The organism is Methylocaldum sp. (assembly GCF_039794385.1).
Taxonomy (GTDB): Bacteria; Pseudomonadota; Gammaproteobacteria; order Methylococcales; family Methylococcaceae; genus Methylocaldum.
Genome location: NZ_JBDIVO010000141.1, coordinates 1 through 11,233, shown reverse-complemented (window position 1 = coordinate 11,233; position 11,233 = coordinate 1). Strand labels below are relative to the sequence as shown.

At 60.4% G+C, this 11,233-nt stretch carries 10 protein-coding genes and 2 pseudogenes; 10 read left to right on the top strand and 2 right to left on the bottom strand.

Annotated elements, in window-relative coordinates; translation table 11 throughout:
• Positions 1-273 precede the first annotated feature (273 nt).
• The 9 genes from smbP (at position 274) to ABJK70_RS13130 (ending at position 7,864) form a co-directional block, all read left to right on the top strand.
• Positions 274-675, top strand: a complete 402-nt coding sequence (smbP, locus tag ABJK70_RS13170) for a small metal-binding protein SmbP (RefSeq protein ID WP_077730656.1) — start codon at positions 274-276, stop codon at positions 673-675.
• Positions 676-1,108: 433 nt separating this feature from the next.
• Entirely contained in the window at positions 1,109-1,573 is a 465-nt protein-coding gene (locus tag ABJK70_RS13165; protein ID WP_077730658.1) for a DUF2892 domain-containing protein, read from the top strand.
• A 37-nt stretch (positions 1,574-1,610) separates the two neighbouring features.
• Positions 1,611-2,165: a DsrE family protein gene (locus ABJK70_RS13160; protein ID WP_168183755.1), complete on the top strand. Its 555-nt coding sequence runs from the start codon at positions 1,611-1,613 to the stop codon at positions 2,163-2,165.
• 38 nt (positions 2,166-2,203) lie between these two features.
• Positions 2,204-3,166, top strand: a complete 963-nt coding sequence (locus ABJK70_RS13155) for a substrate-binding domain-containing protein (RefSeq protein ID WP_156879825.1) — start codon at positions 2,204-2,206, stop codon at positions 3,164-3,166.
• Between the two features lie 194 nt (positions 3,167-3,360).
• A complete protein-coding gene (locus ABJK70_RS13150) occupies positions 3,361-4,458 on the top strand; it encodes a 4Fe-4S dicluster domain-containing protein (RefSeq protein ID WP_347258198.1) in 1,098 nt (365 codons plus the stop codon).
• Positions 4,459-4,466: 8 nt separating this feature from the next.
• Complete coding sequence (locus ABJK70_RS13145; RefSeq protein ID WP_119629439.1) at positions 4,467-5,300, top strand: FAD/NAD(P)-binding protein; 834 nt, start codon at positions 4,467-4,469, stop codon at positions 5,298-5,300.
• A gap of 1 nt (position 5,301) precedes the next feature.
• Complete coding sequence (locus tag ABJK70_RS13140; RefSeq protein ID WP_347258197.1) at positions 5,302-6,081, top strand: hypothetical protein; 780 nt, start codon at positions 5,302-5,304, stop codon at positions 6,079-6,081.
• Positions 6,078-7,373 carry a Ni/Fe hydrogenase subunit alpha gene (locus ABJK70_RS13135; protein ID WP_347258196.1) on the top strand — a complete coding sequence of 432 codons (1,296 nt, stop codon included), beginning with the start codon at positions 6,078-6,080 and terminating at the stop codon, positions 7,371-7,373. The genes ABJK70_RS13140 and ABJK70_RS13135 overlap by 4 nt, the downstream gene beginning before the upstream one ends.
• A complete protein-coding gene (locus ABJK70_RS13130) occupies positions 7,370-7,864 on the top strand; it encodes a hydrogenase maturation protease (RefSeq protein WP_347258195.1) in 495 nt (164 codons plus the stop codon). Before ABJK70_RS13135 ends, ABJK70_RS13130 begins: the two co-directional genes overlap by 4 nt.
• A gap of 22 nt (positions 7,865-7,886) precedes the next feature.
• On the opposite strand, the pseudogene ABJK70_RS13125 reads toward ABJK70_RS13130, so the two are convergent.
• Positions 7,887-8,063, bottom strand: a pseudogene (locus tag ABJK70_RS13125) (DapH/DapD/GlmU-related protein); the annotation flags it as partial.
• A 1,609-nt stretch (positions 8,064-9,672) separates the two neighbouring features.
• On the opposite strand from ABJK70_RS13125, the gene ABJK70_RS13120 reads away from it, so the two are divergent.
• Complete coding sequence (locus ABJK70_RS13120) at positions 9,673-10,977, top strand: alpha/beta hydrolase (RefSeq protein WP_347258194.1); 1,305 nt, start codon at positions 9,673-9,675, stop codon at positions 10,975-10,977.
• Positions 10,978-11,130: 153 nt separating this feature from the next.
• On the opposite strand, the pseudogene ABJK70_RS13115 reads toward ABJK70_RS13120, so the two are convergent.
• Positions 11,131-11,233 (bottom strand): annotated as a pseudogene (locus ABJK70_RS13115) (IS110 family transposase); the annotation flags it as partial.

Genomic DNA, 11,233 nt, shown 5'->3' with positions numbered 1-11,233 from the left:
CTAGCGCTTTAACTCGGTCTGATTTGTTTTCGCTTCGACCAGAGCACAGCTCGTAGGGCAGAATAGCAGAACCTTTCCCTTCCCTGGCTCGTCAATCTCCGCGCCTCATCGATCATCAAAATTCTCCCAACCCGCGCCGGGATGATTGTCGCATATCCGATCCGCGAAGCATCTGTTCGTAAAACTCCTTAGCAACTGTAAGAGTCTTCCGACTTACTAATTGTTAAATTTGAGCTTTTTTTTCGAGCCGATAGGGCTCAAAGGAGGAGCCACATGCGCAGCAAGATGCTTATCGGTCTCCTAGTGTCATTATTCGGACTCAACCTCAACGCCGCGATAGCCGAAGAAGCCATACAGCACGCTCAAGCCGGGATTGCCGGAAAAGACGAAAAGGGGCGCGTGTTCACGAAGGAGCGGCACATCAAGGAAGCCTGGAAACACTCCGAAGCCGCGGTACTCGCCGGTGAGAAGGGCGACGCCAAAGGCGTGGGCGAGCACGCAAAACTCGCCAAGACGTACGTGGAGGCCGCATTGACCCAGTCCACGTTCGACGAGCATTTGACGGCGGCATTGAAAAGCCTGGATAGCGCCATCGAGCATAGCGACGCGGATCAAGCCGAGATGGCGCGGCAAGCGGCCCAAGAGGCCATCGATCACCTCAGAGCAGCAAAATAGCGTGCGCGCTTTCACCCTCGCCCTAACCATTCCCCGAGGGAACGGGCAGAAAACCCGTTTGTGCAAATTCTATCGTTTGAATCCACCTCGGCGGCTACGATTGATATGGGAGAAACTCATGAAGATACCCACCCAAGAAGGAAGGAAACGCTATCGGCCGGATGGCATTTACAAGGGGCCCTTTACCAACGATCAGACCTTTTGGGAAGTCTGCACATGCGTTCCGGAATGCCCGGACCCCTGCTTGGGGCAATGCGGATGCCAAGCGTGCGTCACCGCGTACGAAGATACCCTTTACTTCGAGGGCGTAACCTCGACCAAATTCTGAGGCCAGACTGATCCGAGATCCCGCCACCCGCACGGGAGGACCACACAGACTGTGGTGATGGGTGCTAAGCGATCCCGGAGCGAAAAACATCCGAGGAGATCGAAGATGACTGCAATTCAGCCTTATGAAACCGATCGGGTCCGACGGCATACGCCCCCGGACATCAACGCGCGCATCGACGACGAAATTCGCGCGACTATTAGCCAGTACGCCGGTACGAGCCGGGAAACCCTGACGCGCCGCATCGATGCGCTGGACCGGGAGTGGGACATCGAGAGGGTATTGGAAGCCAATGCCGCCAGTTTTTCTCTCGCCGGCTTGGCCTTGTCCCAAATACACAGCCGCCGTTGGCTATGGCTTTCGACCGGCGTCGCCGGCTTCCTCCTTCAACACGCGCTGCAAGGCTGGTGTCCGCCGGTTTCCGTGTTCCGTCGGCTCGGCATCCGCACACGGCGCGAGATCGACCGGGAAAAATACGCACTGAAGGCACTCCGAGGCGACTTCGAGTCGATTGCGGGAGGTCAGGCCGCCCGCGATGCCGACACCGTGTCTCGGGCGGTCGAGATCTGAGCTCCGCTTCTTTACCGTTCCCGAAAAGGAGACCGGCATGTCCAAAAGGACGACCTTCGTTTTGGCGGGTCTGCTAATCGGCAGCTCGATGGACCAGGCTTCGGCGGAATCCAAGTCCGGATGGGAATACCCCGCCATTCGGGGCTACGGCAAGGTTCGGCCGTATCCGGATGCGGCGGCGCGGCCTTCGCCGGATCGGACTTACAAGGTGCTGTTCGACATCACCCAAGGCGCCGAGACGCCCGAAAAGCCGAACGAAGGGCTGGATCACGTGGCCCGGCTGATCAACACCTTCGCCCTGGCCGACGTGCCAATCGAACGCCTGAAGCTGGTTCTGGTGGTGCACGGCTCGGCGACCCCGGCGATTCTGAAGGACGAACGCTACCGCAACCGGTTCGGCAACGGAAACCCCAACACGGAACTGATCCAGGCGCTGAAGAAAGCCGGCGTTACGCTTTACGTCTGCGGGCAAGCTCTGGCGGAAAAGGAATTCGAGCCGGCCGACGTCAATCCAGACATCACGGTGGCGCTTTCGGCTCTGTCCGTACTCCCGCTGTATCAGATGGACGGGTACGCCCTGATTCCGGATTAAAGAAGCATGCCGTCCTCGTAACCGATGGAGTAGCCGACGTGTGGAAACACCTCTGGCTGGCCGTTTCGGCCTTTCTGTTCGCGGAGTCGATCATGAGCGCGGATACTTCGGCCACCGCCGCATTGCCCGCCGTCTTCCCGCCTTGGCAAGGAGAAACGCCTCCCGCTGCCCATCCCGGTGTCGTGTTCACGGTGCCGGAAGTCGACAACATGCCGGATTTCCACGGCAATCCGGCTGCGGCCGAGTTCGTCGTATTTGCCGGCGGCAACTACTTTTTCGCCCTGGAAGAACTGGTCGACGCATTCGAGCGGCAAAAGCCCGAACTCCGGGGACGAATCTTCTACGAAACGCTTCCGCCGGGCGTCATCGTGAAACAACTTCAAGACCACAACACGATTACCGTGGGCAATCTTACCCTGTCGATCCAGCCCGACGTGGTCCAGGCCGGAGAAAAACGGATCGCCGACCTGATCGAACAGGGCGTCTTGCAAGGTCCGCCGGTGCGTTTCATTAAGAATCGCCTCGCCATCATGGTGAAAAAAGGCAATCTCAAGGACATCCATTCGCTGGAAGATCTCGGCAAGCCGGGTGTGCGGCTCGCCAATCCCGATCCGGAAACCGAGGGCATTTCCGAGCAGATCAAAGCCGCTCTCCGGCAGGCGGGCGGTGAGGATCTGGTCCGGGAAATCTACGATACCAAGGTGAAAAAGGGCGAGGCATTCCTGACCGAAATTCATCATCGGCAGACGCCGCTCTGGATCATGCAGGGCAAGGTCGACGCCGGGGTGACCTGGATCAGCGAGCCGCGATACCAGATGATGATCGGCCATCCTATCGACTTCGTTCCGATCCCGCCGAAACACAACCGCGAGGGCATACAGGCCGCCGCCATCGCCAAGAACGCCCGAAATCCGGGTGCCGCGAAGGATTGGCTGGCGTTCCTGCGTTCCGACGAGGCTGAATCCATTCTCGAGAAATACAGCATGGCGAGACCGCGCTAGGATCCAATCCCATTAGGCGCTTGAAACCCTTCCGTACGCTCGGGGTGAACGGTCCGTTCGGGGCCCATTGGTCTATTTTCGTAAGAGACCGGTCTGCGCCGTTTCATCGTTTCACGGATGTCCGAAACGATTTACAATCCTCCGAACGCCACGCTTGCCATGGGTAAGCGGTAATGCAACAGGAAGTCCAAACCATGGCCGAGCGACGCAACTTTCTGCCCCGGAGCGAATTTCCGAGACTCTTGTCCGAACTGATTTCCGCCGGTTATCGATGCATCGGTCCGCGCGTCAGGGACGGAGCCATCGTTTACGAGCCGATTTCCGGCGTCGAGGATCTGCCGCAGGGTATCCACGACCGGCAAGCGCCGGGCCAATACGGGCTGGAACAAACCGCCGAGCCGCGCTTCTTTGCCTGGGCCAACGGACCGCAAGCTCTGCGCCCGCTGACCTTCGCCGGCCGCGACAAGCTCTGGACCGCGGAGCGCAAGGCCGACGGGTCCGTCGAATTCGCCGGCGAATCGCCGCAAGCCGAACCCGTAGCCGTCATCGGCGCCAGAGCCTGCGATCTGGCCGCGCTCTACATCTACGACCGGCATTTCATGCAGGGCGAGCATCCCGACCCCTGGTACACGGCGCGGCGGCAAAAGCTGTTCCTGATCGCGGTCCATTGCACCCACCCCTCCCTCAACTGCTTTTGCGCCTCGACCGGCGACGGACCTCGGGCAAGCTACGGCTACGATCTCGCGCTTTCGGAGCTGGACGAGGGCTTTTTGATCGAGGCGCGAAGCGAAAAGGGCGAGCGGATTCTCGCCGGACTGCCGGTCAAGAAAGCGAGCGCCGAACAAATCGAAACCGCCGACCGGGAGATCGAGGACGCCGGCCGTCGGCAGGTCAAGGGCGTTCCGTCACGCAATCTCAAGGACGTGCTGTTTGCCCGTCTCGATCATCCCCGCTGGAACGAGGTGGCGCAGCGTTGCCTTTCCTGCACTAATTGCACCCTAGTCTGCCCCACCTGCTTCTGCCATAGCGAGAACGATGTGCCGAGCCTCGACGGGAGCCGCAGCGAACACTATCGGGAATGGGATTCCTGCTTTACCCAGAGGCACAGCTACATCCACGGCATCACCATCCGTCCCGATACCCGCACCCGTTATCGGCAATGGCTGACTCACAAGGTGGGCAGCTGGCACGACCAGTTCGGGCGCTCCGGCTGCGTGGGCTGCGGGCGCTGCATCACCTGGTGTCCGGTGGGGATCGACATTACGGAAGAACTGGCGGCCATCTGCCGCTGAGGAGGCCCATGCAAAATCCTTATCTGCCGCGCGAAGCCGAAATCGTCGAACGCGTCCAGGAGGCGCCGACCATCTTCACCCTGAAGCTGAGGTTCACCGATCCGGCCGCCCAAGGCGCCTACGGATACGTACCCGGCCAGTTCAACATGATTTACCTCTACGGTATCGGCGAGGTGGCGATTTCCATCGTCTCCGATCCCGACGAGACGGAAACGCTGGACCACACGATCAGGGCCGTCGGCCGCGTCACCCGCGCGCTGAGCCGGCTCCAGCCGGGCGACCGGATCGGCGTGCGCGGTCCCTACGGGCGCGGATGGCCTCTGCTCGAAGCTCAGGGAAAGGATGTCGCGCTCATCACCGGAGGGCTCGGCTGCGCGCCGCTGGTTTCGGTCATCCGCTACATCGTGGCGCGGCGCGAGCGCTTCCGGCGGCTCTTGATCATGCAAGGCGTCAAACGCTCCGACGACCTCATCTGGCACGAGCAGTACCAGCGATGGAGGGAATTGCCGGATACGCAGGTGCTTTTGGCGGCGGAAGTGGCCGAGCCCGGCTGGACCTGGCATCAGGGCCTGGTGACGGCGCTGTTCGACCGGACCCATATCGATCCCGGCCAGACCATCGTCTTCCTGTGCGGCCCCGAGCCGATGATGCGTGCTTCCATCTACGAGCTCGGCCAGCGCGGCGTGGCCGACGGGAACATCTGGCTCAGCATGGAGCGCAACATGCACTGCGGCATCGGCCATTGCGGACACTGCATGATCGGCGCGCCCTTCGTGTGCCGCAACGGCCCGGTGTTTCCCTATCCCGAATTGAAGGCCCTCCTGGGCAAGAAGGGGTTCTGACATGGACAAGAAGCTTCGCGTCGCCGTCCATAAATTTTCGTCCTGCGATGGTTGTCAGCTGGCCTTTCTCAATGCCGGCGAAAAACTGGTGGAACTGTTCGAGCTGGCGGACGTGGTGCACTTTGCCGAAGCGGGCATCGTCGACCCCGATGCGCCGGCCGACCTCGCCTTCATCGAAGGCAGCATCTCCACCCACGAAGAGCGGGAGCGCATCCGCCGCATCCGCGAAAACACTCGCTTCCTCGTACCCATCGGCGCCTGCGCCACCTCGGGCTGCCTGCAGGCGCTGCGCAACCAGGCGGACGCCGCCCGCTGGTTCGCCGACGTCTATTCCGATCCCTCGAAGATCGACCATCTGGACACGGCGACGCCCATCGCCGCCAATGTGCCCGTGGACATGGAGCTCTGGGGCTGCCCAGTCAACACCCGGCAGGTCATGGCGACGGTGAGCTCGCTGCTACTCGGCGCCCCGCCGCGGGACGAAAACGAAAAAATCTGCATGGAATGCAAGCGGAAAAACATCGTCTGCGTCATGGTGGCCCAGGGGCAGCACTGCATGGGACCGGTCACCCGCACCGGCTGCGGCGTGCTGTGCCCCGGCATAGGCCGCGACTGCTACGGCTGCTACGGACCGGCGGAGAACATCAACGGCGACTCCTGGGGCCGCTGGTTCGAGCAGAAAGGCATGCCCGCGGAGCGCATCGCCCGCCGCTTCCGCTACATCAACAGCGAAGCCGAGGCCTTCCGCGAAGCCGGCAAGCGCTGGAGGGAGAAATCATGAACGAGCGCCGGGAAATCAAGATCAACGTGCCCGTCCTGGCGCGGGTCGAGGGCGAAGGCGCCCTCGATCTTCACATCCGCGACGGCCGCATCGAGAACCTGAAGTTCAGCATTGGCGAGCCGCCGCGCCTGTTCGAGAAGTTCCTGGAGGGCCGCGAGGCCTTCGAAGTACCCGATATGGTGGCGCGGATCTGCGGCATCTGTCCGGTGGCCTACCAGATGAGCGCGGTGCAGGCCCTGGAAAGCCTGTTCGGCTGGCGCTCCACGCCCTGGATAGAAGCCATGCGCCGGGCCATGTACTGCGGCGAATGGATTCAGAGCCATAGCCTGCACATCCACCTGCTGGCGGCGCCCGATTTCTTCGGATACTCCAGCGCTCCGGAAATGGCGCGGGATTATCCGGACGAGGTCCGCCGCGGGCTGCGCCTTCAAAGTCTCGGCAACGAACTGATCCGGCTGTTCGGCGCGCGCTCGGTGCATCCGGTGGGCGCGCGGCTCGGCGGGTTCCATTCCGCGCCGCCCAAGGACCGGGTGACAAAGCTCTTGGACCGGCTGCGAGCCGCTCTGCCGGATGCGGAAAACCTGGTCGCCTGGACCGCGAGTGTCGATGTGCCTCAAGACCAACAGGACTTCGTCAGCGTGGCGCTGCGGCACCCGAGCGAATACCCGCTCTATTCCGGCCGCATCGTTTCGGACACCGGTCTCGACATCCCGGTCGACCGGTACGAAGACCGCTTCGATGAACACCAGGAAGCCCATTCCACCGCGCTGTATTCCCTGCTCGAAGGGCGGCCTTATCTGGTCGGACCCCTGGCGCGGCTCAACCTGAACTGGGATCGGCTGCCGGAACCGGTGCGCTCCACGCTGGCGAAAACTGGCATCCCCTTCCCTTCCCGCAACGTATTCCACAGCATGCTGGCGCGCGCCGTCGAGATTCACCTCGCCATCGTGGAAGCCATACGCCTGCTCGAGAATTATGAGCCGGACGTCCCGTTCGTCTCCGGCCATACCTGCGTCGGCAGCGGGTTCGGCTGCACCGAGGCGCCGCGCGGACTGCTCTGGCACCGCTACGATGTCGGCGAGGACGGCAAAATCCTCAAGGCGCGCATCGTCCCTCCGACTAGCCAGAACCAGGCCCGCATCGCCGAGGACCTGCACCGCTCGATCGAAGCCTTCGGACTCGACCGCAGCGACGGCGAATTGCGGCTGCACGGAGAAAAGGTCATCCGCAACTACGATCCGTGCATTTCCTGCGCCACGCATTTCCTGAAGCTGAAGGTGATTCGCGAATGACGCCGGTCCGCGTTCTGGGGCTGGGTTCGCCTTTCGGCGACGACCGACTCGGCTGGATCACGGTGGAAAACCTGATGCTGTCGGACGGCTTCCGCGCGCTGCCCGAGGGACTCGTATCGGCGGAGGTCTGCGCCCCGGTCGGCAACCATCTCCTCGACGCCATGCGGGGCGCGAATCTCGCGATCCTGATCGACGCCGCGCAATCCGGATCGGCGCCGGGTTCGGTCCGGCGCCTGGATGCGCAACAGATCGAAGACGGCTCTGAGCCCTGCTCCAGCCACGGCTTCGGGCTTTCCTCGACCCTGGCCCTGGGCAGGGCTCTGAACGATCTGCCGGACAAGGTCATCATACTGCTCGTCGAAATCCCGGCCGATGCCGAATTCGGACCGGGCGACGGTTTGAGCGCGCCGGTGGCGATGGCGATACCCGGCTTAGTCGCGGCCGTTCTGTCCGAAATCACGCAACTGGCGGGACTCGTCATGAAAGCCTGACGCCCTGGGCAAATCAAAAGCTTTATGCCTGAATTTTTTTCAGTATCTTCGCAGGAACCCCGCCGACTACCGTGTAGTCCGGAACGTCTTTATGAACAACGGCTCCGGCCGCAATCACCGCCCCTTCACCGATCGTAACTCCCTGCAAAATAATCGCTCCTGCACCTATCCAGACTTTATCTTTCACTACTATAGGTTTGGTGAAGACTCTTCTGCCTTTGCCCTCCTCGTGAATAACGTCGTGGCTTGCAGACTCAATCGATACCCGCGGTCCGATCAGGCAGTGCCTTCCGATTCGTATTTCACTCTCTTGACAACCAAATCTCGTTTCGCTGTTGAAATATGTGCCTTCCGATATAAATATCTTATTCGTAGTATCTGCGCGCAAAGAAAGGGGCCCGGTGATTACTACCCGCTTTTCGATATTTAAGCCTGCCATCCTGTAAAAACTTGGTCGAATCTTATTGAAATAGAGGTATCTTGGAAGTGAATTACCAAGAGTAATAAAAAAATGGTTTAGTAAAACTTTTAATAATACTTTCATTAACCCCCCTAAAATACAGATATGGCGTTTTCGAATCCTGTTAGTAATTCGAAACAGCGAGACAGGAGCGTTCCGTTCAAACTAAGGAACGTTGAGATTCGACCGGCCAACCGGATACGGTTCGTCGCCACGGAATTCAGTACGGAATTTGCGTATTCTTTCCGGAGTTCCCGCATTTCCCGCGACGATGCGTCACGGCATCTTGCGCTGCGGCACAGCCCGTAATCCCAGCATGGGGCGCCTTTCCCCGCTGTCTCTGGCGTCGCCGCTTTGCTAACTCGGTTACTATCGCCGCGGGTTTGCGCGCGATCGTCCAGTGTCCTGGCATATCCCGTGCCACTGAGTGGAAGCAAGCTTTTCCACTTTGGGCTCGGACGACATAATCGCTATGAATCAGGAAAGGCAAAACTGGAAGAAAGCATGAAACCTGAATGACCCCGAACGCATGAGCGATGAGTACTGACAGTTTTGTCGGGCGAAAGTGACGACCCTAGTCATCTTGTTCGCGGGAGTGACGCTGCTGCACGACGCTCGCGCCGGGTTGGTCGGACCGGCAAGCCGCCCTCCGGCCCAAGGAAGCGCCGATTACTCGTCCACCGAAGCCACCGCTGCGCGTAACTGGCTAATCGAAAAGCCCTTACCCGACCTCCTCCCAACCCGAAAGGGCTTTTTCAGCGCTTCTTCGGGGAGGAGGTCGTGTTCTGAACGCTTTGGCGGGAGAATGTCGTCATCCTCATTGAAATCCCGGCCTGGCGAAGTTCACACCGGCGGACGGCTTGAATGCGCCGGTGGTTGGGGTGGCTTTTGAATGGGTGACAGTCGTTCAAACCGACATGGCAGAGTGGATGACTCAAGTGTTTTCCAATTCGGTGCAGCGAACGCCACCAGGTCTTAACCCCAGCGGGCCGCACACGTCGCCGTTGCACCGGTTATGCCCGCTCTGGTCTAATTCCACAAATGGCATCGCCGCCTGTCGGTCAACGGTGGGACGTTATGGAACGTGCCGGCGGCAAGCGCCGCCTGTGATTGCTCATGGCAATACCGGATAAGCCGGCCAGGCGTAGAACGTTCTCTTCGGTCCAGAGTCGGGACCAAACACTGTGCACTAGAGGCGACAGGGGGATTCTTCGCAATCCTCCACAACGGCCCACTGCCGTTTCCAGGCTCCTAAGTCAAAGCGTAAAGCTGCATGCGGACCAGGCCGGCGTGAAGACGCCAGATTTCTTCAGCGAGGACTGATATGCCATATCGCCGGAAAAATCCGATGTTTCGATGGCGCGGAATCTCGGCCGTATTGTTGCTGTGCATCTGCCAGATCGCGTCCGCCAAACGAGTGGACGAGTCGTCGTACCGCTACCCCTACAAGAATCCTTATCTCGCCACCGCCACCGTCGCCATCCTGAAAGACCGCGAACAACGCTATGTCTGGGAGGAAACCCAGCATTTGGACCTGGAGCTGATTCCGGGCCGGAACGGTGTTTACCTGCTGGAAGGCAAAGGAAAACTGCGTATCCGCTATTCGCCGCATCCGGGACCTGCGCCGCTGGTGTTTCTCCTGCCGGGATTCGGCGGTTCCGCCTATTCGGGCGCCGCCCGTTATCTCGCGCAGCTGCTTACCGACCATGGTTTTCAAGTGCTGTCGCTGCCCTCCCCGTTTCATTGGAACTTCACCTTGGGCGCCAGCCGCTCGGCCTTGCCCGGCCTCACCGAAAGGGACAGCGAGGACATGTACCGAGCCATGCAATCGGCTCTGAACGCCGTACGCGAGCGATTTCATCCGGAAATCACCCGAATCGGCCTGATTGGGATGAGCCACGGCGCGTTGACCGCGGCCCATTTGAGCAAACTCGACTCGGAAAGAAAGAAAATCGGCTTCGACGCCACTCTCCTGATCAACCCTCCCATCGATCTGCTCGGGGCGATCCGCACAATTGAGCAGCTGGCGGACTTGGAAGCTCGCTACACGGAAAAGCAGAGATCGAACATCCAGTCCTACGCCATCGGCACTGGCAGTGCCGCCCTCAGCCGGGACATCGAGGATCCCGATTATTTCGCCCACTGGGACCGGCGTCTCAAGCTGGACGATGAAAAAATACGCTATCTGATCGGATGGACCTTGCGTCAGCCCGTGGGAAGCTCGCTTTACGTCAGCGCCTTGGTTCATCCGGCGATGGGATTTCTCCGGGCACCGATTACCTGGGGATATCGAAGCGCCCGCCTGGAAGAAGCCCGATCGTACGACCTCATGAGCTATCTCGAACGGGTCCTGGTGCCGCATTTGGAGCGGACCAGCAAACGGAAGCTCGGCTTCGAGGAATTGGTCAGAGAGTCATCACTGAAAGGCATCGCGCCGGCCTTGCGCGACAATCCGAAGGTTTATCTCATGCACAATGCGGATGATTTCCTCGTGTCCGGCGAAGACCTGACATTCGCCGAACGGATCTTCGGCGACCGCGCAACCATTTACCCCCGCGGCGGCCATCTCGGCAATCTCTGGTACACGCAGAACCGGCGGGACATTCTGACCACATTGAAGCCGCTGCTGGGCGACCGTTCAGACGAGAGATAGGCCGAGCCGGTGCCGCGATATCTCTCGCCGCAGCCGGCGCCCGTGACCGAATACCTGCTCGACCGGCGCGCGCCCCGTGCCCTCATAGAGGGTTTTCTATCCCGGTGTACGGATTCGTTCCAGGAGGGGAGAACGTAGATACCGTCTTAGAAATCACGATGCAAGCCCATGATTGGGATCGAACGGTCGGCCGGACTTAAGGACGCCGTAGGCCAGGACGAGGAGCTTGCGCATGGCGGCGCCGACGATGAGTTTG